The sequence below is a fragment of the Trueperella sp. LYQ143 genome (assembly GCF_046599595.1).
GTDB lineage: Bacteria > Actinomycetota > Actinomycetes > Actinomycetales > Actinomycetaceae > Trueperella.
Genome location: NZ_JBKIWR010000001.1, coordinates 64,227 through 88,956, shown reverse-complemented (window position 1 = coordinate 88,956; position 24,730 = coordinate 64,227). Strand labels below are relative to the sequence as shown.

The 24,730-nt window shown below is 54.6% G+C and carries 16 protein-coding genes; 14 read left to right on the top strand and 2 right to left on the bottom strand.

The window, feature by feature from the left end; genetic code table 11:
* Positions 1–350: 350 nt before the first annotated feature.
* Both ACLHIL_RS00330 and ACLHIL_RS00325 read left to right on the top strand, forming a co-directional pair.
* Positions 351–1,616 carry a M18 family aminopeptidase gene (locus tag ACLHIL_RS00330; protein WP_411295871.1) on the top strand — a complete coding sequence of 422 codons (1,266 nt, stop codon included), beginning with the start codon at positions 351–353 and terminating at the stop codon, positions 1,614–1,616.
* Positions 1,609–3,213, top strand: coding sequence for a class I adenylate-forming enzyme family protein (locus tag ACLHIL_RS00325; protein WP_411295870.1), 1,605 nt, complete (start codon positions 1,609–1,611; stop codon positions 3,211–3,213). The genes ACLHIL_RS00330 and ACLHIL_RS00325 overlap by 8 nt, the downstream gene beginning before the upstream one ends.
* A 169-nt stretch (positions 3,214–3,382) precedes the next feature.
* On the opposite strand, the gene ACLHIL_RS00320 is transcribed toward ACLHIL_RS00325, so the two are convergent.
* Positions 3,383–4,426: a lipoyl synthase gene (locus tag ACLHIL_RS00320; RefSeq protein ID WP_411295869.1), complete on the bottom strand. Its 1,044-nt coding sequence runs from the start codon at positions 4,424–4,426 to the stop codon at positions 3,383–3,385.
* Positions 4,423–5,202 carry a lipoyl(octanoyl) transferase LipB gene (gene lipB, locus ACLHIL_RS00315; protein WP_411295868.1) on the bottom strand — a complete coding sequence of 260 codons (780 nt, stop codon included), beginning with the start codon at positions 5,200–5,202 and terminating at the stop codon, positions 4,423–4,425. Before lipB ends, ACLHIL_RS00320 begins: the two co-directional genes overlap by 4 nt.
* 245 nt (positions 5,203–5,447) lie before the next feature.
* Here lipB and ACLHIL_RS00310 point away from each other — a divergent pair, with 245 nt between their 5' ends.
* The 12 genes from ACLHIL_RS00310 (at position 5,448) to ACLHIL_RS00255 (ending at position 24,726) form a co-directional block, all read left to right on the top strand.
* The gene (locus ACLHIL_RS00310) at positions 5,448–6,458 is read left to right on the top strand and encodes an ABC transporter permease (RefSeq protein ID WP_411295867.1); all 1,011 of its coding nucleotides are present in this window, start codon (positions 5,448–5,450) and stop codon (positions 6,456–6,458) included.
* Complete coding sequence (locus ACLHIL_RS00305; protein ID WP_411295866.1) at positions 6,458–7,456, top strand: ABC transporter permease; 999 nt, start codon at positions 6,458–6,460, stop codon at positions 7,454–7,456. Before ACLHIL_RS00310 ends, ACLHIL_RS00305 begins: the two co-directional genes overlap by 1 nt.
* Positions 7,456–9,621: a dipeptide ABC transporter ATP-binding protein gene (locus tag ACLHIL_RS00300; RefSeq protein WP_411295865.1), complete on the top strand. Its 2,166-nt coding sequence runs from the start codon at positions 7,456–7,458 to the stop codon at positions 9,619–9,621. Before ACLHIL_RS00305 ends, ACLHIL_RS00300 begins: the two co-directional genes overlap by 1 nt.
* Positions 9,622–9,825: 204 nt before the next feature.
* Positions 9,826–11,550: an ABC transporter family substrate-binding protein gene (locus tag ACLHIL_RS00295; protein ID WP_411295864.1), complete on the top strand. Its 1,725-nt coding sequence runs from the start codon at positions 9,826–9,828 to the stop codon at positions 11,548–11,550.
* 287 nt (positions 11,551–11,837) lie between these two features.
* Positions 11,838–13,454 carry a TIGR03773 family transporter-associated surface protein gene (locus ACLHIL_RS00290; protein ID WP_411295863.1) on the top strand — a complete coding sequence of 539 codons (1,617 nt, stop codon included), beginning with the start codon at positions 11,838–11,840 and terminating at the stop codon, positions 13,452–13,454.
* A complete protein-coding gene (locus tag ACLHIL_RS00285; RefSeq protein ID WP_411295862.1) occupies positions 13,444–15,009 on the top strand; it encodes an anchored repeat ABC transporter, substrate-binding protein in 1,566 nt (521 codons plus the stop codon). Before ACLHIL_RS00290 ends, ACLHIL_RS00285 begins: the two co-directional genes overlap by 11 nt.
* A 31-nt stretch (positions 15,010–15,040) precedes the next feature.
* Entirely contained in the window at positions 15,041–16,012 is a 972-nt protein-coding gene (locus ACLHIL_RS00280) for a choice-of-anchor M domain-containing protein (RefSeq protein WP_411295861.1), read from the top strand.
* Positions 16,009–16,761: an anchored repeat-type ABC transporter ATP-binding subunit gene (locus tag ACLHIL_RS00275; RefSeq protein WP_411295860.1), complete on the top strand. Its 753-nt coding sequence runs from the start codon at positions 16,009–16,011 to the stop codon at positions 16,759–16,761. Before ACLHIL_RS00280 ends, ACLHIL_RS00275 begins: the two co-directional genes overlap by 4 nt.
* Positions 16,758–17,657, top strand: coding sequence for an anchored repeat-type ABC transporter permease subunit (locus tag ACLHIL_RS00270; protein ID WP_411295859.1), 900 nt, complete (start codon positions 16,758–16,760; stop codon positions 17,655–17,657). Before ACLHIL_RS00275 ends, ACLHIL_RS00270 begins: the two co-directional genes overlap by 4 nt.
* Before the next feature lie 2 nt (positions 17,658–17,659).
* On the top strand, positions 17,660–20,767 hold the full coding sequence (locus ACLHIL_RS00265) for a choice-of-anchor M domain-containing protein (protein WP_411295858.1): 3,108 nt from the start codon (positions 17,660–17,662) through the stop codon (positions 20,765–20,767).
* A 228-nt stretch (positions 20,768–20,995) separates the two neighbouring features.
* Positions 20,996–22,993, top strand: a complete 1,998-nt coding sequence (locus ACLHIL_RS00260; RefSeq protein ID WP_411295857.1) for an ABC transporter transmembrane domain-containing protein — start codon at positions 20,996–20,998, stop codon at positions 22,991–22,993.
* On the top strand, positions 22,993–24,726 hold the full coding sequence (locus ACLHIL_RS00255; RefSeq protein ID WP_411295856.1) for an ABC transporter ATP-binding protein: 1,734 nt from the start codon (positions 22,993–22,995) through the stop codon (positions 24,724–24,726). Before ACLHIL_RS00260 ends, ACLHIL_RS00255 begins: the two co-directional genes overlap by 1 nt.
* Positions 24,727–24,730 lie beyond the last annotated feature (4 nt).

Sequence of the window (24,730 nt, the reverse complement as noted above, 5' to 3'; positions counted from 1 at the left end):
TGGAATGAACTGACGTTGGCTGTGGCTGAGGGTAGTGGGGTTTAGATCCGCGGCGGGTCTGGGCACTCGCTACACCCTTAGGTCTCGTAGAGCTCTCGTCATAGGATTCTGTAGAGTTCTTATGCTGATTTCTTATATTGGCTCGTGTAGTGCGTCCTCATATGTCGATTCTTCCTGGGTAATCAGGTTCTGCGTAAGTTGGGTAGACGGAAACCTTGGGTTGGGTGAGAGGTATAGGGCAGGGCGTCTGAAGGTTTGATAGGCGGGTCGCCTACTTAATTTGATAATGAGAGTCAATCGCTATTAGTCGGCAATCGACAATCACGGTTATCGGTCCTAGACTGAAAGGCGTGTGTAACCAGGTAAGTGAATATTTGTCTTTTCTTTCCCAATCACCGACGTCATTCCACGCTGCTGATGTACTAACTCGCCAGCTTGCAAATGCAGGATATACCCAGCAAGACGAGTGCGAAGCCTGGGCGGGGCATGATCGAGGATATATTCAACGCGGTGGATCAGTCATTGCCTGGCGAATATCAGAAGTCACCGATTACACCGGATTTCGTATTGTTGGATCGCACACAGATTCTCCTACTTTTCGCCTCAAACCGGTATCGGCAAGTGCCTATGGATTCAGCCAGGTTGCCGTGGAAGTCTACGGTGGCCCGCTCCTTAACTCCTGGCTCAACCGCGATCTGGGGATCGCTGGATTATTAACGGAGATTGACGGGACGACCCATTTAGTTCGTACTGATCCGTGTATGGTCATCCCGCAGTTGGCCCCACATTTAGATCGCGAACAGAACTCCACCCTCAAGCTCTCTGCGCAGCGCGATTACAAGCCAATCTGGGCTTGCGGAGAACATGACATTATGGAATACATCTGCGCACAGGCCGAGGTTGACCCGCAGCGCGTTGCGGCAGGCGATCTCTTTGCCTATGAAGCTAGTGCGCCGCGCCAATTCGGCGGTCCAGATGGGACGGATTTCGTGGCAGGTGCTCGGCAGGATAATTTATCCTCGGTTTATGCCGCTTTGCGCGCGTTCTTAGGGCAATCCTCCAGCGAATCATCGCACGATATTCAGATTTTCGTCGCCTTCGATCATGAAGAAGTCGGATCAGAAACCTTTGCAGGTGCGGCGGGCCCCTTCCTAGAATCGGTTTTGCGTCGCCTAGCCGTCCACTTATATCCGCAGGATCATGGGGATGAGCGGTTTGTGCGGATGATGGCGCTATCGTCATGCATTTCCGCCGACGCGGGCCATAGTATCAACCCCAACCGCCCGCAAAAGCACGACCCTGAGCATCAGCCAGTCTTGGGCAGCGGCCCGATGCTGAAGATTAATGCCAGCCAGCGCTATGCCACTGAATCTCAAGGCAGTGCGCTATGGTTGCGCGCGTGTTATTGGGCGCAGATTGCCAGCCAAGAATTCGTTTCGCACAACGACGTCTCATGCGGATCGACTATCGGGCACATTACAGCCACCCGACTCGGAATAACGACGGTTGACGTCGGGGTGCCGCTGCTATCGATGCATGCCGCCCGTGAGCTATCGGCCTTTTCTGACATTCTTGATCTATCTCGCGCCCTAGAAGGGTACTGGGCAGGTGTCTAAGAAGCCGATCTTTAACGCGGCCCACGCGCTTGACCGCGCGGCCCATGCTCACCCGCAACGCATCGCGATTCACTACGGATCGCGAGAGATCAGCGTCCGTGAGGCGGCTATTACGAGCCGAAAGATCGCGCAATTGCTGGCCTCAGTTGGGGTATGCCAAGGTGATCGGGTCATGCTGATCTCGCACAATTCGCCGTACCACATGCTGTTACATGCTGGGTGCGCGCGTCTCGGCGCAGTGTTTGTACCGATTTCTTACCGGCTTACCCGCAGCGATCATCAGCGCATTATTGATTTCTGTGCCCCGCGAGTGGTCATCCTGGAGGCAGAACTGGCCGATGGTGGGCCTTTTGAATCAAGCGGAACGCTCATGCATTTCGTCATTGATGACGATGAGCAGTCGCCAGCTACCGCGCAGGCAATTGCGGCAGGATTTTACTCGTGGTCTGCTGCTATTGAGGCTCATACCGGACGATTCATTACGATTGATCCGGCGGGCGCTTCGGCGCTCAACTCGCGCAATTATCCAGAAGGGCCGGCGGTTATCTTCCTGACCTCGGGTTCGGCTGGGGTGCATAAGGCCGTTGAACTTAGCCACGAACACTTATGGTGGGCCTCGCGCAATTTCCGGGAGGGATTTGAATACAGCTCGCGGGATACCATTGCCGTGGCCGCGCCCATGACCCATATCGGTGGTTTTAATGGGGCAACTTTAGATCTTTTTTCACATGGTGGCACCCTTGTCATCTGCCGAGAGTTTGATCCGCCAGCATTGGTGGAGTCACTAGCTCGCCATCGTGTTTCCGTCATGTTTGGTGTGCCGACGATGTGGCGGGAGCTGCTACAGATTCCGGAATTTGATCGGGCGCATCTGCCGGTATTCCGTCTGGCGTTATTAGGGGGTGCTCCGGTTCCCGCGCCACTATTGCAGGAATTAGCTCGACGGGGATTTGAGCCGTTAACGGTGTGGGGGATGACGGAGATCGCTGCTTCTGGCACGTATCTGCCTGCAGAGTATTTGCCGGATTATGCCGGATCTATCGGGCGCCCCTTTGCCCATATTGAAGCCAAAGTTGTTGATGATACTGGAGAACTTAGCTCAGAAGGGGAGCTGTGGGTGCGCGGGCCAAGCGTGGTCGGATCGTATTGGCATAACGACGAAGCCTCAGCCGCTCATTTTTCGGGGTCGTGGTTGCATACTGGGGATTTGGTCCGGGTGGACGAGGCCGGCATGATGTGGGTGACGGGCCGAATCTCGAATGTGATTATTTCCGGCGGAATAAAGATTAACGCCGAAGAGATCCAAGAGGTCCTGCTCGCCATGCCTGGGGTGCGTGACTGTGTTGTTCTTGGCGTGCCGGATGAGCGCTGGGGAGAAACTGTTGCGGCGGTATTCGTCATGAAAACAGGTAGTGCTATTGCGTCCCTTGCCGAGGTTCAAGAATATGCATTGCGCTCGCTCGCTCGATACAAGGTGCCGCGTGTGATGATGGTGGTAGATAATTTCCCGACGAATTCCGGTGGCAAACCTGATCGTCAGCAGATCCGGCGAATGTTTGCCGAGCTGAGCGCCGAAAATGAGCAGAGCCTCCAATAACGGGACGCTAATAAATAGTAGACAGCTATTTCTCGGGGTATAGGTCAGGCAGTAGCGAGAAACGCTACAGGAAGTTTTCCTCACCTTTCCATGTACGGGTTGGGTACTACCGTAAAACGTCGGGATGAGGAAAACTAACCCTCCTGTTTTAGTAACCGCGATTAATGATTCAGCAACCGCGGTTAATGATATTGCGCGCTTCTTGACGAGCAATCAACGGTTTATCTGCGTCCCCTCCGACGGCGTTCAGATGCTGAGGAATCGGCCAGCCCTTGTGCCGCATGGCCCGCGCCCATAACGCACCGGAACGATATGAAGAGCGCACCAAGGGGCCGGCCATAATACCGGCAAATCCCATCTCGTATCCGATCTTCGACAGCTCCACGAACTCTTCTGGTTTGACCCACCGATCAATAGGGTGATGGAAAGCAGAGGGGCGTAGATACTGCGTGATGGTGAGAATATCGCAACCAGCCTCGCGTAAATCCTGCATAGCGGCGATAATCTCGTCGGTCGTTTCTCCCATGCCGAGGATGAGATTGGATTTGGTGATGAGATCGTGCTCGGAGGCAAAAGCGATCAGATCAAGTGAGCGATCGTATCGGAAAGCTGGTCGAATCTTTTTGAAGATACGAGGAACGGTTTCGAGATTGTGGGCAAGCACCTCGGGGCGCGATTCAAATACTTGAACCAAGGCCGGTGCGCCACCGCGCATATCGTCAATGAGGAGCTCAACGCCAGTATTCGGGCAGGTCTGATGGATAAGTCGGCAGGTTTCGGCATACAACCAGGAGGCCCCATCGGCCAGATCGTCGCGGGTCACTCCGGTAATGGTGGCGTAATTGAGCTTCATTTCCCGCACTGATTCGGCGATCCGGCGTGGTTCGTCGGTGTCGTAGGAGGTGGGCTTGCCGGTCTTAATAAAGCAGAAATCGCAACGTCGGGTACAAATATCGCCACCGATAAGGAATGACGCTTCCCGATCCTCCCAGCACTCGTAGATATTTGGGCAATTGGCTTCCTTGCATACCGTGTGCAGCGAGGCGGCGTTCACGCGGTTGCGCATATCTTCGTATTCTTTGCCGACGGTTGCGGTTGTTTTGATCCATGAGGGCTTGTTCTCGATGGGGGTTTGGGCGTTGCGTTGTTCAATGCGTAACAGTGGGCGCGAGCCAGGGGTGGGAGTTTGCGCGGTGCGCGGGTCCATAGTCATTGTTCCTCCCGATAGTCAGAAACGGTATGCGGATGCCAGGGCGTGCCGGTGGCGTTAGGAAGATTGAGCGGATGACGGTGAGCGGCCGCCCATAATTGTGAGATAGATTGCGGCGAGGCGATTGTCAGATCCTCGTGCGTTCGCTGTTGGAGCGGGGCGTAGACCTGAGATAGCTGTGGGATGAGATACTCGGCGGCAGCCGTAAGTGAGGTCGATATTCCGAGTTGCACCAGGGAAGTGACGCCTGCGTCGGCTAGCCCACACGGAATAATTCGCTGGAAATGAGCTAGATCAGTGCTGACGTTCAAGGCCATCCCATGCATGGTGGTATTGTCTGCGAATTTTATTCCGATAGCACAGATTTTCGCGTCTTGCTGCTGCTTTTGCAGTATCCATACGCCGGAACGGCCGGCAACTTGGGCGGTATCAAGCTGGTAGCCGAGGCGTAGCGCCGCCATGATGGCCTCTTCAGTACGGCGAACAAAACGTACAACATCTGCTGGTGGCTGGACGGAAACGATGGGGTAGATAACGAGTTGACCAGGGCCGTGATACGTTACAGAACCGCCACGATCCATACGGATGACGGGGAGATCGGTATGGGGAATATCGGCGTCGGCAGTTCGGCGTCCGGCCGTAAAGACGTGATCAGCCTCCCAGACGATCAAGGTATCTGGTTCGCGATGACGGGATACCTCGTGATGGAGGTAACGTTGGAGACGATCTATCGCCATATAATCCTGGGGTCCGTCGGCAAGAAGATTCACGATACGCACGGTAATTAGCCTAGTTCGCACGGGTAAATGAATTCGAGTCTCGAAATGTGATACTTGCCCAATGGATTTGGTGAATAGGTGATCTTGAGCAAAGAATTAGTAAAAATAGTCTTACTGAAGTGCAATCGAATTCCGTTCCGGTATAGACTTCCACAGCAGAAGAGACTATATCTATTGCATCTAGACACAGACCGACATCCGAACGTCCAGCGAGGCGCCGGGTGTCGAACGGGAGAAAGCCTCGCATGACAAAATATCTTTTACGGCGACTGCTGAATTATGTGATTCTACTGGCAGTTGCAGTGACTATTGCGTACTTCCTAGCTGGTACTCAGCTAGATCCGCGGTCAATGCTGATTGAAAACGAGCTGACCAAGATGGGCAACAAAACCTATCTTGAGGTTGTCCAATCGGTTGATGCGCGGTTGAACGGATGGAATATCAATCCGCAAATGCCAATTCTTGAGCGCTACACCAATTGGCTGGGAATGGTATTTGGTCATTGGGATTGGGGAACCTCCCCACTGGGTGCTTCGGTTAATGAGCAAGTCTCTAACCGTATTTTGCTTTCCCTCCAGCTCGTGTTCCTGGGTTTCTTCATCGGCATTGTCGGTGGCGTGTCCATCGGTGCGTGGGCGGCTGTTCACCAGTACTCCATCCCGGATCGCATTATCACGATCGTTGCGATGCTTATTATCTCCACGCCGTCAATGGTTATTGCGGTGTGTTTGCAGATGATGGCGGTGTGGATCAATACCACCTTCGACATCAAATTCTTTGAGTTCATTGGGCCGATCTCGGCTATTCCGCCAGACGGTTTCTTCCCGCAGCTTCTGAATCGACTCCAGCACTTGTTGCTGCCGACGATTGCAATTTCGGCTGGCGGCTTGGCAACGTACTCGCGCTATCAGCGCAACCTCATGCTCGATACGTTGGGCGCGGATTATGTGCGCACGGCGCGTGCCAAGGGCCTGCGCTTTAGCACTGCGATCCGCAAGCATGCGCTACGCACCTCGCTCATCCCGATCGCGACCTACTTCGCCTTCGGTATCACCGGCCTCGTGCTCGGTGCCGCCGTCACCGAACAGGTCTTTGGCTGGGAAGGCATGGGTATCTATGGCGTGAATACGATCCAGCAGCAAGATATCAGTGGCACAGTGGCGGTCGTCGCCTTCTCGGGCGTCGCAACCTTGAGTGGAGCATTCCTCTCTGATGTTTTGATTGCAGCCGTCGATCCGAGAGTGAGGGTTTCCTAATGGCACACAGCACTCCTGAAGAAGAGCTTGTCGTACACAAGCAGCTATCCCCGATGGCGGATGCAACGCAATTGGAAGCAGTTCGTCAAGAACTCGCAAACCAGGTAACCCAGCGCAATGCCAAGATGAAGCGTTACTCACGTCGGCAGATCGTGGCACGCCGATTCTGGCGTAACCGCACGGCTGTCCTGGGCGTTATCGGTCTGATTTTGATTTTGGCATTGGCGATCTTCGGTCCAATGTTCTCTCACTGGTCATTCATGGAACGTGACCGAGGTGTCTATCTCGTTGAACCGGATTCGGTGCATTGGTTTGGTACCGATAAGCGCGGTCGCGATATGTTTGCAATGACGCTGGAAGGTCTGCGTAAGTCCATTGTTATCGGCTTCGCGGTGGCCTTGATCCAGACGGGATGGGCAGCGCTATTTGGCTCTGCAGCGGCGTACTTCGGCGGGTGGATTGATCGGGTTGCCACCTGGATTATTGATTTGATGCTCGTCGTGCCGTCCTTCTTGATGATCGCTATTATTTCTAACCGCTTTGGTACGCAAAAGTCGGGCGTGTTCTTGTTCGTTTTGCTACTGGCTGGTTTTGGCTGGATGCTTACCGCTCGTGTGGTTCGCTCGCTGACGATGGCGGTCAAATCGCTGGATTATGTTTCGGCTGCGAAGTATATGTCCGTTCCGTCGTACACGATCATTACGCGCCATATCTTGCCGAATATCTCCTCGCTGTTGATTATTGATTTCACCTTGGGCGTGGCCTCAGCCGTGTTGTCAGAGACGTCACTGTCCTACTTCGGATTTGGTGTGAAGGATCCGCAGGTGTCACTGGGCTCGCTCATTGGTTTAGGGCAATCTGCTGCGCTGACGCATCCGTGGTTGTTCCTCCCACCAGCACTCGTGCTCGTCGTCATGCTGGTATCTGTGAACTTCGTGGGTGACGGTCTGCGCGATGCATTGGATCCGTCCTCGAAAGCTGGGGGAGGCAAAGCATAATGGCAGGTAAGGAAACCACCGAAACGAAGAAGACGACGATGAAGAAAACCCGTTCGCGTGAGCACAATGATCCGTTACCGGAGCCGAAGCCAGGTGTGCCGGTTGTTGAGGTAACCGATCTGCACGTTCGTTTCCCCTCTGAAGATGGCATCGTACATGCGGTGCGCGGCGTAAACCTGTCGGTGAATGCCGGTGAAGTGCTCGGTATCGTGGGTGAATCCGGCTCGGGTAAGTCCGTAACCTCAATGTCTATTATGGGATTGCTTGATCCTTCGGCCCGGATCGAAGGATCGGTAAAGGTCTACGGCACGGAGATCTTAGGCAAGCGCGATTCGTACATGTCGAAGATCCGTGGCAAGACGATTGCGATGGTTTTCCAGGATCCGCTTTCGGCATTGACTCCTGTGTACACCATTGGCGATCAGATCATCGAGGCCTTGCAGGCGCATTCTAAGATCTCCGATGAGGACGCCCGTAAGCGTGCAATTGAGCTACTCGATACGGTTGGTATCCCGAATCCAGAGATCCGCGTTCGGGCTTTCCCACACGAGTTTTCTGGTGGTATGCGCCAACGAGCCATGATCGCTATGGCTATTGCCAACAATCCAGATTTAATTATTGCTGATGAGCCGACGACTGCTTTGGATGTGACGATTCAGGCGCAGATTCTCGATGTATTGCGCAAAGCGCAGCGGGAGACGGGTGCTGCCGTCATTATGATTACCCACGATCTCGGTGTGGTTGCTGGTATCGCTGATAAAGTTGCGGTGATGTACGCCGGTCGTGTGGTGGAACGCGGATCAGTAGACGAGATTTTCTATCACTCGGCAATGCCGTACACGATTGGTCTGCTTGGTTCCTTGCCGCGTTTGGATTCGCGCAAAGAAACCCAGCTTGCCGTGGTGGAAGGCAATCCGCCTTCAATGCTTTATGAGCAGACAGGATGCCCTTTCGCTGCCCGCTGCCCAGTTGCAGTGCGGGAATGTTTGGATGGCGAGCCGGAGCTGACGCAAGTTAAGAATGACTCTCCGGGGGTGCCGCACCAGGTGGCATGTATCCGTGCGCATGAGATTCGTGATGAATCGAAGAAGTACATTGATATTTATCCGCTGCCCGATGCGATCCTTCCGCCCTTTGACGGTACGACGCGTGAAGAACGCGAAGAGGTACTGCGCATTGAGAACATGAAGAAGCATTTCCCGCTGATGAAAGGCTCGGTATTCCGCCATCAGGTGGGAACGGTACATGCTGTCGATGGCATTTCGTTAGATATTCGTGCCGGTGAAACCCTGGGTTTGGTCGGTGAATCTGGTTCCGGTAAGACGACCACCCTGATGGAAGTGCTTAACCTGGTCAAGCCGCTGGAAGGAAAGATCGTCGTTCTTGGCGAAAATACCGAGAATATGACGAAAGCTGATCGCAAGCGGGTGCGCACAGATCTCCAGGTCGTATTCCAAGATCCGATGGCTTCCCTCGATCCGCGTATGCCGGTGTTCGATATTATTGCCGAGCCTTTGAAGTATGCGGGGTGGAAGAAAGCGGATATTGAGCCGCGCGTTAAAGAACTGATGGAGATGGTGGGTCTAGAGCCTGCTCACGTCAATCGGTATCCGCGCAACTTCTCAGGCGGTCAGCGCCAGCGTATTGGTATCGCGCGTGCCTTGGCAGTTCAGCCGAAGTTACTGGTGCTTGATGAGCCGGTTTCTGCTTTGGACGTTTCCATCCAAGCTGGCGTTATTAACCTGCTAGATGAGCTGCGGGCAAAGCTGAACTTGTCCTACCTGTTTGTTGCCCACGATCTTTCGGTGATCCGCCACATCGCGGATCGGGTAGCAGTGATGTACCTCGGCAAGCTGGTTGAGGTCGGCGATGTGGATTCGGTATTCGAATCGCCGCGTCACCCGTACACGCAAGCTCTGCTTTCGGCTATTCCGATTCCGGATCCGGTCAAGGAACGTAACCGCAACCGAATCTTGCTCCAAGGCGATTTGCCTTCGCCAGCAAACCCGCCAAAAGGTTGCCGTTTTGCTTCCAGGTGTCCAGTTTATGAGACGCTTGGGGAGGCAGATCGGGGTCAGTGCGATAGTGCACATCCGGATTTTGTTACCGAGGGTCCGGATCACAAGGTAGCGTGTTATTTCCCGCGAGAAATCAACGTTTTCTAAGGGAAGAGCCGGGGAGTTAGCCGATGATGAAATCGAGCTAGCTCCCCGCTTTTTTGTTTGCTATCTCACCAAAATTTGGCGAACCGACGATAACACTTCGATAACGGCGCGGATCGAGCTTTGCTGAAAATCGGAAGTTTACTAACCTAAAAGTCATGTACTTTCACATGTCCGGTGAAAGTGGGGTCCTAGAGGAGGACAGATATGCGAAAGATGAAAGCAGGCTTTGCTCTGCTCGCTGTCGGAGCTTTGGCTCTGAGCGGTTGCTCGGGCTCTAAGGGCGGCTCCGAAGGTGGTAAGGGTGGCAGCTCCGAATCGAGCAAGGAACTGCCCGTTTCCGATTACAATAAGGTTGATCCGGCTGAGCTCCAGGATGGCGGCACGTTGAAGCTCGCCTTCGATGCGTATCCGGAGCAGTTTAATCCGTTCCACGTGGATGGCAACACGGTTGATATTGCTTCCACTTTGGCTGCTTTTGTTTCCCCGATGAACTGGCTTTACTCCAAAGATGGTGGTTCGTTCGAGCCGAACAAGAACTACGTTGAGTCTTACGAGTTCAACGACAAGGGCGAAGGCGATGCCGCTATGGTTGTTAAGCTCAAGCTCAACCCGTCGGCAAAGTGGAACTCGGGTACGCCGATTACCGTTAACGATTACATTGCTACCTGGAAGGCATGCTCGCACCAGGTAGAGGGTGTTACCTGTGCATCTGACGATGGTTGGAAGCAGATTTCCTCCATCGAACCCGGTGCTAATGAATTTGAAGTTGTGGCCAAGTACTCCGAGAAGTACCCGGATTGGTCCGCGAACTTCTCCACGGTTGGTCCGGCTGCTGGTTTGTCCGATCAGGCAACCTTCGATACCGGCTGGCTCGATGCTGTTGCTTCGGAGAAGTTTGGTACTGGTCCGTTCCATATCACCAAGGGCGATCCGGCTACCAACGTCATCACCTTGGAGCGCAACCCGAACTGGTGGGGTCCCAAGGCAAAGCTTGACACGGTGACCATCTCGATTCTGAAGCCGGAAGCTAAGGCTCAGGCTTACGCCAACAAGGAACTTGATGTGCTCGACATGATCGTCGATTCTTCCACCTATGCGACCGCAAAGGGACGCGACGATGGTGCAATCAAGATGTCCACCTCGGTGCAGTGGCGTCACCTGACCTTCAACTCCCGTGCAGAAGCACTCAAGGATAAGAAGGTTCGCCAGGCCATTCTCAAGGGCATTGACACCAAGGACATCACCGCTTCGGATTTGGCAGGTTTGCCGTCTGCAGAGATGAACATGCACTTGGGTAATCACTTCTTCATGCCAGATCAGCCTGGTTACGAGGATAACTCTGTCAAGTACGATCCAGAGGGCGCAAAGAAGGATCTTGAGGCTCTCGGCTACAAGCTCAACGCTGCTGGCTACTACGAGAAGGACGGCAAGACCCTGGGCTTCAAGTTCCTGCGTATCCCAGACGTTCCGACCTCGGCAAACGAAGGCGCTATGCTCACCGATATGATGAAGGAAATCGGCGTTAAGGTCGAATACACCGACATCGAGAGCAAGAAGTTCTTCTCCAAGGTTATTGGTGGCGAATATGAAGTAACCGCATTCGCATGGAATGGCACCCCGTACCCGATGGCAAACATTGGCCAGATCTACGGCAACCCCTTCGATGAGAAGGGCGAATTGGTCAACTCCAACTTCACCGGCTTGGACGTTCCGGAGATCGACAAGCTCGTGGGTGAAGTCGCGAAGGAAACCGACGTTGAGAAGCGTCGCGCGCTGACCAACGAAGCGGATAAGTTGGTGTGGGAGAACGTTATGAACGTTCCGCTCTACTACCGTGCGAACATCACCGCTATTCCGGCGAACTTGGCGAACTACGGTTCGACGGCGTTCGAGTCTCTTCCGGTTGAGAACATCGGTTACACCAAGTAGTTGGTCGGGCCAACGTTGGAAAACGGAGAGAAGAGGGAACCGGCCCGCGTTAGCGGGCCGGTTTTCTTATGCGCTGTGAAGTATTAGACGCTGAAATCCTTTGACCATGAGAATCAATCTCACTAGTATGTGAGAATGGTTCTCACCGTATGGGCAGGTGCCTAATCTGCGATGAGGGCTGCATGGCATGAAACATATAGCTAGAAAGGCCCGCTGTGCACACGCTATTCAGGAAGTCTCCGCGATTGAGCGGCGCAGTAGCGCTCTGTTCTGCGTTACTACTCGCGATGTTTACACAGACGGCACACGCTGCTGACAAGCTCATTATCGACTCTGGTCACGTCGATGCCTTTAACGTCATCTCGGATGACAACGGGGCATTGGTACTCAACCTGAAAGAAGATGTTACGGGCCTGCATGTCCAGCGTGATCCACAATCCGTCATTTTGCACGTCAAGCCGGAAGCCTGGACGGAAGAGAGCGCCTCTCTGCCGGAAATTGGCGAGCCAGGATACTATCTCCCACTGACGCAAAACCCGAACCTCGTCTGGCCCGGATGGGATACGCTGGGCGTTGCCAAAGCAGGGTATAACACGATCAACATTGACTTCGTGAACGTCACTGGCCCGGGAAAGATCTATCTGTTTACGAACCAGACTCTAGGCGGCATTCGCCCGATCCTCGCCGATAACGGCTACACGCTGGAAAGTGGGGATAAGATCGTCCAGCAGCAGCCAGCTCACACCCATGCCCACTGGTTATTCACCAAAGAGGGCACCTACACCATGACGGTTAAAGCGCATGGCGAGCTAAATGGTAAGGACGTTGAATCTAATACTGCGACCTACACCTGGACGGTGGGTAAGGAAGCAAACCCGCAGCCGAACCCAGCGCCACAACCCACCCCGGATCCAGCTCCACAGCCAGATCCGAAGCCGCAGCCGGCTCCAAATCCGCAGCCGAACCCCGCCCCGCAACCACAGCCTAATCCGGCCCCGCAGCCGGCTCCTGCTGCTCCGGCTCCGGCAGCAAACACCCCGGCGCCCTTGCAGCCTGCGCCACAGGCGAATCCAGCTCCCGCTGCTACCTGTTTCCCCAAGCAGGTCGGTGGCGCTGGGTCGGATACACTCTTGCCGCGCGTGAAAGATGATCGGAGCGTTCCGGCGGTGTGGCGTGATCCCAAGGAGCTAACCTTCGGGCTAACGGATACCGCACAGGCAACGACCCCGAGCAATATTGGCAACATCCCTGCCAATACAAAGGTATGGATGATTAGCTCGACGCAACAGCGCGGAGTTCCGTGGCTGGGCGCAAATACGCAATCGGAAAGCCTGCTGACCAAGACGACCGGCACGACTACTTTCACGCTGTCGTCCTTCTCGGGCCCGGGCGCAATGGAGGTGTACACCTCCGGTAACTTCGGTACCATCGTCGGTCAGCGCTGGTTTAGCGCAAGTAACGGCTCAGGAAGTGGCTCTATTACCATCCCGCGCAATACCCACGTCCACCCCAACTGGGTGTTCACCCAGCCTGGTACCTATCGCGTCGGTATTACCATGACGACGACAACCAGCTCAGGAGCAAAGCTCTCTGGATCAACCGTAGTGACCTTCATTGTCGGAGGTTCCGGCAACGTGACGGAAGGGCACTTCGATCTGGGCCCAGAAGTCGGTGCGGCTGGTTCAAAGACGGTATGGCAGACTGCTGACGGCAAGCCCTGCCAGCCTACGGCGGTTGATCTCAAAGCCGCTGGAATCAAGGGCGGCGCTGCCGGAATGCCGAGCACTGGCGCTAACTCAATGACCGGCCCGTTAGCTGTTTTAGCGATCGGCCTAGCCGTTCTCGGTATCGGTATGCTGCGTTACCGTGGTGCGGTAGAAAAGGTAGTGGTACGTGCTTTCTAGACGTATCCGAGGAATAGCAGTAATTGGTTCACTCGCGCTGGCATTAAGCGGCTGTGCCTCTCAGGCTATACCGCAGCGCGATGACGGCATTACCGACGTGGTTGCCACCACGCCAATTATTGCTGACCTGGCACGTCACGTAGCTGGGAATCGCGCCCGAGTAACATCACTGATGCCCTCGGGCGCCGATCCCCACACCTATGAGCCGACGCTGCGCGACGTGCGCAATATCGCCAATGCTGATTTAGCGCTGACGAACTACATGCTGCTTGAAGAGCACTCGCTCATCCGTGCGGTGGATGCGAATGTGCGCGATGGCGTGCCAGTGATTACCCTCGCGGAGGACGCTGCCCGCTATGGAGCAAACCTCATTCCACTTGTTGAAGATGTATCGCTCGATACCATCTGGCTGGGAATGCGCGTTATTGGGAACGGCGCAAACTTAGGGGCAAATCGTGCCTCCGAGGTTCGACTATCGGTTCGCGATGTGCGCGGGCCAGGAGATGCGGCGGCATTTTTGACGACCACGTTTGGCCAGCCAGATATCATGATGAACTCGGCTGACGGTTTTGATGCTTCTGACGGATATGAGTCGGATACTGCCACCTTGCCCGTAGATGCCCATACGCATTTATCCTGGTCGTTTTCCGAGCCGGGAATCTATGAGATGGATTTTGCTGCCCAACTCGTCGTTGATCGGACTGAAAAACCCATTGATATTGCCCAATCGACGATTACGTTTGCGGTGGGAGTAAATCCGCCAGCCGGTAAGACCTTGCTCGATCATGGGCACGAGGACGTCTCCGTCGATCTGAACAACAAATCGATTGTGTTGCACGGCGATTCAATGGAATCAACGGCAGCAGCGCCCGCGTCCGTGGCGACGAGCTACGATCCGGCAAAGACGGTTGTGGTTGTGCCCTCGAAAGCACTCCAGGAAATCCCTGCCAGCGCCGATTTTCGTTTCCTTGGCCGGCCTGGCACGCAGACGTACATGTTGCCGCAGGCGGTTTTGGGCAAGCACGTCCACGGAGAGATTGATCCGCACCTGTGGCATGACGTCTCCAACGCCATTGCCTACGTCAAGCTCATTCGCGATTCCTTGATTTCGGTTGATCCGGAAGGAGCTGCTGAATACAGTGCTAATGCTGACGCCTATTTGGCTACCTTGTCGCAGCTTGACGAGGAGGTTAGGGCAACCATCCAATCCATTCCGCCGGAACGTCGGCACCTGGTGACAACCCATGATGGCTATGCCTATCTAGGTAAAGCCTATGGAATTGACGTGGCGGGCTTTATCACCCCGAATCCGGCGATTGAACCATCTGCGCGGGATCTCATTGCCCTGACGAAAACCTTGCAAAATCTGCATGTGCCGGCAGTGTTCCTCGAACCGAATCTGCCTGCCCACGCCACCGATCTGGTGGAAATCGCTAAACGCCTCGATATTAAGGTGTGCAAGATTTACGGCGACGCTTTTGACAGCGACGTCAACTCCTACGAAGAACTTATGCGTGCCAATGCGCGCAGTTTGAAAGAATGCTTGGCGCCGTAGCGCGCATGCACAACAGAAAGCAGAGAAAGACGTGAGAAAACGATCCGCTCGATGGTCTATTGCCGGCGTACTCGGCGCCACATGTGCCGTTTTGGTTGGAACGATTGGAACGCCAGCGCTTGCTGCGCCGAACGGGGAGGGCGACGATCCGGCCTTAGCCCAGACGGTAACGAATGATGAAGTGGTTGCGCCGACGGGGAGTGCAACAGTGATCTCCCAGGGGCACGTCGATATGGGTCCGTTGATGGTCGATGGCAAGCTGCAGTTCTATGCGCGTGACGATACGGCCGATCATCCAGTGTGGCGCAACCTCGATGATGTGGTGTTTTCCCTGGGGGACGCAGCAAAGCAGGTCCTGCCGGAATCTGGAGAATATAACTTCACTGGCGCCCAGCCAGGGCAGACCGTCTATGCTGTGCCGCAAAACCAGATCCCTGGTGTGGTGTGGTTGGGATGGAATACCCAATCTCCGGCGGTGACGGAAAACGTCCAGCGGGGTGTGACTTTCGAATACGTCGGGCATCAAGGTCCGGGGGCGTTCTCGGTGTTCTTGCAGTCCGGTGGATTTGGCCAGCCGCAGTTGCTGTGGGATTCCCAGAAGAATGAACTGCAGCCTATCTGGGTTGATCTCAAGACCCATACCCACGCTAACTGGGTCTTTACTGAGCCAGGCGTACATCTCGTCCGGATGCAGATCAAGGTCAAGATGCTTGACGGTACGGAAGCGAGCGCGCCAGCCACGTTACGCTTCGCCGTCGGGGTAGATCCGGCACAGGCCCGCAACGCTACCTGGGATGAGAGCCAAACTCAGCCTAAAGCGGCCGACGACAAAACCGCCACCGAGACGAAGCCGAGCGCACAAGAGCGCAACGAACATTCGATGAACACCGTCACGATGGTCACGATCGGGCTATTTGCGGCAGCACTCATCCTGGCGTTGGCAGCGATTATCATCCGCAAGCGCAATGCGGCAGCTCGGGAAGAAGCTAGGAGAAATGCATGACGGCTCATCCGATGGAGATTCGCGATATCGCCGTCGATTTATCGGGGCGCCCGGTTTTGCATGATATTACGGTCACGATTGAAGCCGGTTCCTTTGTGGGCTTGGTGGGTCCTAACGGCGCTGGAAAAACGACCCTACTGCGCACGATCTTGGGGCTTATCCCAGCGCGTTCCGGGCAGATTCGCGTCTCTGGCATTCAGGGAAAGAAAGCCGTAGAAAAGATTGGCTATGTTCCCCAACGTCACGAATTTGCGTGGGATTTTCCTATCAATGTTCATGACGTGGTGCTCACCGGCCGAACGGCACGTATCGGCTGGCTGCGCGGAGCAAAGAAAGCCGACTACGCCGCGGTATGGGCAGCCCTGGAGCGGGTGCGGATGACGGATTTGGCCACTCGGCCCATTGGGGAGCTTTCTGGTGGGCAGCGTCAGCGAGTTTTGCTGGCTCGGGCGCTCGCCACAAATCCTGATATTTTGCTGCTTGATGAGCCGTTTACGGGCTTGGATATGCCTAGTCAGGAACTGTTGCTCGAACTGTTTAATACCTTGGCCGCCGAGGGAACTGCTCTGCTGATGTCCACACATGATCTTGGGACGGCAATGGATGTGTGCTCGCACCTTGTTTTGCTCAACCGCACGGTTATTGGGGCGGGGACGCCTGCAGAGCTATCGGATCCGAAGTTATGGATGACGACCTTTGATGTGAAGCCGAATTCGCCGTTGCTGCGGACTGTGGGGGTGACGCGATGATTTCGTTCATTGATTTCTTCTCTGATTTAACTAACCCCGTCCTGTCTTTCTTGCCGAAAGCGCTACTGGTATCTGTGCTTTCCGCTATCGTTTGCGGCGTTGTGGGGACGCACGTGGTCTTGCGGGGAATGGCCTTTATCGGTGACGCAGTTGCGCACGCAGTGTTCCCTGGTATTGCGATTGCTTTCGCGTTACAAGGCTCGATGTTGCTCGGTGGCGCTGTGGCCGGTATTGCGATTGCCTGCCTCGTGGCCGTCTTTTCGCAAAATCGTCGGATCAGAGAAGATACTATTATCGGTATTTTCTTCGCGGGCGCTTTTGCCTTGGGCATGATTATTATTTCCCGAGTTGACGGTTATAGTGCCTCGCTGACCTCGTTCCTATTTGGATCTATCACCGGCGTTCCGGATTCAGACATTATCTTGGTGGCGGTTGTTGGATTTATTGTGGTGACGACGTTACTCGTCCTGAATAAAGAAATCGTTACTGTTTCCCTGGATCGGGAGACGGCTCGCGCCCAAAATCTGCCAGTGTTCTGGCTGGATTTGGTCCTGTACTTTACCGTGACTGCCGCTGTGGTGATCTCCGTGCGCACAATCGGCAATATTCTCGTCCTCGCGTTGCTGGTTACTCCAGCCGCTGCAGCGCGGTTATTAACGGACAACCTGAAGTTGATGATGCTGTATTCAGCCATTATTGGTGCATTGTGCTCCTTCCTCGGGTTGTATCTATCCTGGTCGCTCAATCTCCCCACGGGAGCAACTATCGTCTTGTGCGTGACGGTGGTTTTCCTGCTGGCGTGGGTGTTTTCACCCAAGCAGGGGCTGATTGCACAACTACGAACATCTTCCGCAACCACACCTATTGCGCGGTTTTCGCGTATTAGAAAGGCATGATCGTGACCTCTTATCGTTCCTCCTCTCGCTGGTTAGCCGCACTAACTGGCACGATGAGTCTCATTCTTGCCCCATTTTTTGCCCAAGCTGACGACACGAACCGACCGGAGCATCGCCCAGGTGAGCCGGTTCCCGGTGTCCAGTTACCCGCCGATCTGACGATGACTGTCAACGGCAAAAAGGTTCCGCATCCGTGTGCGGGAAAGAAGCTGCTGTATCAGGCGCATATTGATGCCACCTACGTCACTAAGCACAATGGCAAGCTCGCGGTGATGACAGTGGATGGCACGCAGGTTCGCCCATCTAACGAGGTATGTCTCCGGTTGGCTCCCGATGCGGTCAACGGGGAAGAAGTCTCGCGCATGGTGGTATCCACGGATCCAAAGACGGCTTTCCTCGGGCAGCCTGGTCGTATCCTGTGGCATGCGCCGTTCCAACGCCAGCAGGATTGGCGGCCGATTTGGGCGGGATTCGGGGCTTTCGATCCTGAGCATGAATGGGAAGTACCGACGGATTACGTCGGCAATACCGTGGATTTCAACCTGGCCGGTTTTGATGGCCCGGGAGATATGGAAGTCTTTAATTATGAGGCCGGTTGGGCAGAAGCTGGCCGTTCATTCTCCTCGCGTGATATTCGCCGGACGACCTTCAATGTCGGCGGTCATGTGCACACGAATTGGACTTTCTCCGAGGCGGGTATCTACCACCTGACGTGGGTCGCTGAAGGTAAGCATTATGATGGCACGATCGAACGCAGTGATCCGACGGATCAATATTGGCTCGTCGGCCCAGATGAAGCGGTTGGTTTGCCAGCGGGAACGACAACTCGTTTGAACCAGATCAGCCATTCGGCAGAAGATCGTCGGGCGGAAATGGGCTTGAGTCAGCCGGAGCATCCGGAGCCGGTGGCGCCTAAACCTGCCGATAAGCGCTATGAGTCGAATCCAGAGGCGGATAAAGCTGCCATTGAGAATAACTGGTTAGGAGATTCGAGCGCGAACACCGTCACCTCAGGGGTTAATCATTTTAAGACGGCGATAGATACGGCAAAGAGCACGTTGACTATGAGCGTTATGAGCGCTGCTGGTCATAATTACGGCGATTCAACGGTTGTCGAAGTTCCGGATAGTGCCATCCAATGTCTATCGCAGGACGATCCCTATTTAGGGAAGTTTGCCCGCCGCAGTGGCGGTAACCAGGCATGGATCACTCCAGCGGTTGGTAATGCCACGACGCCCAGTTTAGGCGTGGATCTATCTGGAAATGATTTCTCTGGCTTAGGGCCGATGAAGGTGACGTTCAACTTTGTCCCCGAAGGTCCAGAAGGCAGCATGGCTATGGTCGGTCTGGATCAGGGCAAGGGTCTGATGCCGTTGACGGTGACGAATGATCCGCGGTCAAAGCCGGTTCAGATGATTGAGCCGAAGGCGTATCCGCTTCAGTTCGGCTTTACTCGCCCGGGTGTCTATCCGGTGAGTGTGGATTCTCAGGCATGGAAGATGGACGGGCAGAAGGCCTATAGCTTTGCCAATCTCTATTTTGTGGTAGGTAATTCCGCGATTAACGAGCTGCGTAAGGCGCAAGGGCGTACTCCTTTGCTGGAGGTGACCCCTGCTGGTAGCTGCTCGCAGCCCACTGTGCATGGTGCGAACCCGGATGAGTATCCGATTCCGACAAAGGGGGATACGCCTAATCCGAATCCAAACCCGAACCCAAATCCAAATCCCAATCCTAATCCGACGCCAGATCCGAAGCCGGATCCAAATCCAAACCCCAATCCCAACCCGAACCCTAATCCGACACCGGATCCAAAGCCCAATCCCAACCCGGATCCGAAACCGCAGCCGGTAGAACCAGATTCTCCGGAAGTTGCCGCGCTCAAGCAGCAATTCATTGATGCGTGGTCGGATATGATCCCGCAGCATGTGGTTGAACGTGGGCATATGGATATGGCAGCGGCAACGGAGGGTGATACTATATCTACCTTCCTCAATGATGGGGAGAATCCGGCGCATGTTGTGCGGCGAGAATCCGGCACATTCGCCTTTGCGGTGCGCGATCGGGCACGAATTGCTCCGAAGGATACCTTGACGGCAAAGTATCCAGAATTTGCTGAGGGGTTGTGGGCGTTACCGCAGACCCAAGATCAGGCGTTGCCGTGGCTCGGGTTCTCAACTCAGGAATTCGATCACTCTCGATTGCAACCGAATACCGGAACAACGATTCGACTGCAGAATTACACGGGTCCTGGCCGTATGGTCATGGGCTACATGGGGGTTACAGATTTTACCCCGACGATTGATTCCGCTGATCCGCAATCCCATCTGGAATATGTTAAGCCGACGCATGACCATCAATACTTCCTCTTCTCAAACGAAGGGGTGTATCAGATGAACTTCCTCTACGAGTGGACGGACGCCACTGGGCAAAAGATCCAGCAGCCATTGCGGGTGACCTTCTTAGTTGGCAATAAGACGGTCAAGATGGGTAGCCAGATTATCGCTGACCAAAAGTTGCCCGAGATTGTCAACCCGGACCCACAGCCGGCGCCCGATCCGGGGCCTGATCCGACGCCGGATCCCACTCCAGATCCGCAGCCAACTCCGGATCCAGCACCTCAGCCGAATCCGCAGCCAACTCCGGATCCAGCACCTCAGCCGAATCCGCAGCCACAACCGGCACCGCAACCAGTGCCGAGCATACCGGCACCTGATAATGCCAATGGTGCGAATCTCGCTCCGGTTCCTACTGCTGAAGCAAACAATGCGGTGAGTGCGCCACTTGGTGGTGGCTTCGTTGCTACCTTGCCGACAATGAGCGGTACGCTACCGAATACGGGCGGCACCTTGCCTAATAATGCTGACGGTCAGGCGCCTCAGGCGGAAGGGCAACTCTTGGCTCAGCCCAATCCAGCAGGTATGCCGCAGCCGATGACCGCCAGTGCCGAGCAAAACGGCAGTAGCGCAGATGGTCAGGCAACTGCGGCGAGCGCGCCAGTCGTACAAGACAATATGTTCTGGCATGGTCTGGTACTCGGTGTCGGTATCATGTGTCTACTATTTGGACTATTGTTCTTTGCCTTGGCAGTACGAAAGAATCGTCAAAGCTAAGAAAATCGGCGAAAAATAGCGAATGCCACTGAGGCGCTGGGCTCTATGTTAAGAGTCACAAGGCCTCGGTGGCTTTGCTTTTAGGGGGGGGTGATACCCTGATGGACATGAACAATGAGATCTCACAGTAGCATTTCGCTGCTGTACTAAAACCGGAATTGAACTGCGTATTTATCGCAGGTGGCGGTCGGCACGCCATTTCCTTGCTCCGTACTGAGGTCTTTTATTATGTCTGCTTTTTCTCACTATTTTTCTCGTTGTTTCCCGTTCGCGAAGTCTCGCAAGGTAGAACGTCGCCCCCGTACAATCGCTGATCGCGTCGTGGTTATTGGGCGCGAACCGCGCTATCGCCTGCGATTCTTCTATATGTGGTCCTCGGATGGTCTTGAATTATCTCGGCCGATTCACTCATTCTTTTGGAATAACATTCGATTCTTCTGGTTCTCCACCATCTTTGCCTTGTGCCAATACATTGGCGGCATCCTCATGACGTGGAGTTTTGCCCTGCTAATTGACGCTGGTCTGCAAAATGGATTAACCAGTCAGCTCATTGAGCCACTGGGAATCTTCTGCGTCTGTTGGATTATCCGTCTGATCGGAATGGGTGCGGAGCTAACAAACCAAATATATTGTCGTGGGGGTGGCACCGGCGTATGCCTTAACGTCACGAAAAAGATTCTTGGTATTCGCCGCGGCGGTCGGGAAAAGATTCCCTCCGGCGAGATGGTCTCGGCGATCTCCACCGACGCGAACCGTATCTCTTACTTCCTATACTCCTTGCCGGACTGTGTGGCGCAAATCCTTGCGTATATTTTTGCTGCCGTGTTCATGCTGCGAGTCTCGGTTCCGCTCGCCCTTATCGTCTTAGTGGGTTTCCCATTGGCCGTCCTCGGCATATCTATGATTATGAAACCCCTCCAACGGCACATTAATGCGCTTCGCACGGAAACCGGGAAATTGACGACCTTGGCCACCGATGCCGTTGTTGGTTTGCGTATTCTGCGAGGTGTCGGCGGAGAAGATGTCTATGTTAATCGCTATGAGAAACAGTCTGATCGGGTTGCCCAACACGGTATTGCCGCCGCGCCCCTGCGATCCTTACTCGTCGGTTTGAAGGCCTTTGCGCCGGAACTCATTATCGTCATCGTCGTTAGTTATGGAATCTGGCAGATCTATCTGGGGAAAATGACGCACGGCGAACTGGTGCTCTTCTATGGGTATTGCGCGTATATGGCTGCGCTTTTGGAATATCTGACCATGATAATTCAGTCCTATACCGACGCACGTGTTTCGGCAAAGCGACTGCAAAAGATTGCCAGTATTACTCCGCTCGTGGACGATTCCCAGGTAGATACTGAGCTGACGCGGCACGTGCCACGAGATACGGATGGGAATATTCGCTGGCAAGAAGCCCACCTGGTTGATAGTACCTCGCATGTGAAGATTACTCCTGGGCGCTATACCGTTGTGGTTTGTGCTGATCCGGATATTAGCGGGCAGTTAGCGCAGCGGCTGGCACGCACGGACGATGAATACCTCGTTACAGCCCGCTGGTCGCAATCGGCGGATATTCCGCTGACGGCCTTTTCTCTCGCTGAGGTTCGTTCGGGGATTGTGCTCTCGGATGCGGTTGCCCAGCTATTCCAAGGGCGGCTGCGCTCAAATCTGGAGGGCAATAATGCCGCTTGGCCAATTGCCCGTGACGTCTCCCATCAAGTCCGAGATAACGGGGATGGCTCAGGTGTGGCGCAGCGGCAACATAAGGATAATCCGGTGGCGCTGCCGGAAAATGAGCTCCTTGCCGCTATGCATACTGCCGACGCCCTCGACATTATTCATGGTTTAGACGGCGGCTTAGACGGGCATATTGCTGAGCGTGGTCGATCGTTATCCGGTGGGCAGCGTCAACGAGTGGCATTGGCTCGAGGGGTTGCTCGGCAAGCGCCAGTATTGATCCTGATTGAGCCGACCTCTGCCGTGGATTCTCATACGGAATCGCGTATTGCCGAGCGCTTGTATCAGGAACGATCCGGTCGTACTACGGTGGTTATTTCGGCGTCTCCGTTGCTTTTATCCTGCAGTGATGAAGTGATTTTCCTGGATACCGACGGGCGAGAAGTTGCTCGCGGAACGCATCATGAGCTGCTGGCTCGTTCTGATTATCATGCGGTCGTCAACCGGGCTGCGGCTTATACCTCTGGAGACGAGAAGGACGGTGAGAACTGATGAAGCGACTCCCTATCGCTCAGAATTACACGATTATGCGCCGCATGCTGGCGCTGTTCATGCAGTTCCGCCGCGAGTTCCTGATCGCTACCTGCTATCAGATTATTGTCGCGGTAGCGGCGGTCATCACCCCGTGGGTGATCGGTAAAACTTTCGATGCGGTAGCTGAAGGAACCTCGTTATCCGTTATTCGGGTCTATATTTGCGTACTCGTCGTCGCGATGGTGCTGAATTTTGTTTTCACCTGGTTAGGGGAATATCGCAGCCGAGTATTAGGGGAGAAGGCCTTTTGCGTTATTCGCGTGGATCTAGTCCGCACTCTGATGCATTTGCCGCTATCGGTCGTTGAGGAGGCGGGGACGGGCGATCTGCTGGGGCGGTCAACGACGGACGTCAGTCGAGTGGAAGGTATGGTGCGCTACGGCCTGGTGCGCTTATTGGTTACCACCCTGGAGGTGGTGGTGATTGCCATATCGTGTATTGCTATTGATTGGCGTATTGGTCTAGTGGCAATGATCGCTTTTCTTCCGCAGTACTTCGTCGCCCGTTTCTATCTGCGCCGTTCAATTGCCGGATATTTAGCAATCAGCTCGATTCATGCGGAACTTGCCGGGGATACTGCTGAATCGGTAGAGCATTCAGCCAGTATTGATGCTTTCGCTATGCAGGAGTATCGAGAACGCCGCACGCGCGTTATCATGCAAGAAATCTGGGATAATGACCGCTATACCGCGTGGATGCGGGTGATGTTCTTGGTGGGGACTTTCTTCGTCGTTAACGTCCCGACGATTATTGCCATTGTGTGGGGAGCGGCCCTGATTGGTTGGGGTGGAGCGAGTATCGGAGCGGTTGTGTCGATTGCGCTTCTCGTGCGGCAAGCTAATACGCCAGTGGAAATCTTCTGTTGGTGGATTGACGAATTGCAGTACAGCATGGTGGCATTAGCGCGGATCTTTGGCGTCAGTGAGGTACTGCCAGATCGCACTGTGACGCAGGCAATTCCCGACGGTGATCGCATTGAGATACGTGACGTCAGTTTCTCCTATCATGAGGGCGATCCGGTATTACACGAGGTATCCTTGGCAATTCGGCCAGGGGAGCGGTTAGCTATTGTTGGCCCATCGGGGGCTGGAAAGACGACTCTCGGGCGTCTCATTGCCGGTATTAATCCGCCAGATCACGGTGAGATCTGTGTCGGCGGAGTCAACGTCATGGAATTAGAGGAGAAGCTTCTTCATTCGACCGTCTCGCTCGTCACCCAAGAAAATCACATCTTTTCTGGGACGATTGCTGATAATCTGCGATTTGCTCGCGCGCAGGCCACGGATAGTGAGTTGCGTGAGGCGCTATTGGCTGTGCATGCTCAGTGGATTGACCAGCTAGAAGATGGGATAGAAACCGAGGTCGGATCGGGTAATTATGAACTGACCCCTGCCCAAGCTCAGCAGTTGGCATTGGCGCGCATCGTATTGGTTGATCCCGACGTGGTGATCCTCGATGAGGCTACCTCTTTGCTTGATCCGCGTTCGGCGCGTTCTGCCGAGCAGGCCTTGAATCAGGTATTGACAGGGCGAACCGTGATCTCGATTGCGCATCGGCTCTATACCGCTTATGACGCTGACCGTATTGTGGTCATGATTGATGGGCGGGTTACCGAAGTTGGCTCGCATCACGAGCTCGTTGCGCAAGGCGGGGAATACGCTAAGCTCTGGCAGATGTGGCAAAGCGAGTGAGGTC

Coding starts and splice junctions, on each gene's coding strand:
- ACLHIL_RS00320 (WP_411295869.1), bottom strand. CDS start 4,426: ATGACTATGGACCCGCGCACCGCGCAAACTCCCACCCCTGGCTCGCGC.
- ACLHIL_RS00295 (WP_411295864.1), top strand. CDS start 9,826: ATGCGAAAGATGAAAGCAGGCTTTGCTCTGCTCGCTGTCGGAGCTTTG.
- ACLHIL_RS00270 (WP_411295859.1), top strand. CDS start 16,758: ATGATTTCGTTCATTGATTTCTTCTCTGATTTAACTAACCCCGTCCTG.
- ACLHIL_RS00300 (WP_411295865.1), top strand. CDS start 7,456: ATGGCAGGTAAGGAAACCACCGAAACGAAGAAGACGACGATGAAGAAA.
- ACLHIL_RS00275 (WP_411295860.1), top strand. CDS start 16,009: ATGACGGCTCATCCGATGGAGATTCGCGATATCGCCGTCGATTTATCG.
- ACLHIL_RS00305 (WP_411295866.1), top strand. CDS start 6,458: ATGGCACACAGCACTCCTGAAGAAGAGCTTGTCGTACACAAGCAGCTA.
- ACLHIL_RS00260 (WP_411295857.1), top strand. CDS start 20,996: ATGTCTGCTTTTTCTCACTATTTTTCTCGTTGTTTCCCGTTCGCGAAG.
- ACLHIL_RS00255 (WP_411295856.1), top strand. CDS start 22,993: ATGAAGCGACTCCCTATCGCTCAGAATTACACGATTATGCGCCGCATG.
- ACLHIL_RS00310 (WP_411295867.1), top strand. CDS start 5,448: ATGACAAAATATCTTTTACGGCGACTGCTGAATTATGTGATTCTACTG.
- ACLHIL_RS00290 (WP_411295863.1), top strand. CDS start 11,838: ATGTTTACACAGACGGCACACGCTGCTGACAAGCTCATTATCGACTCT.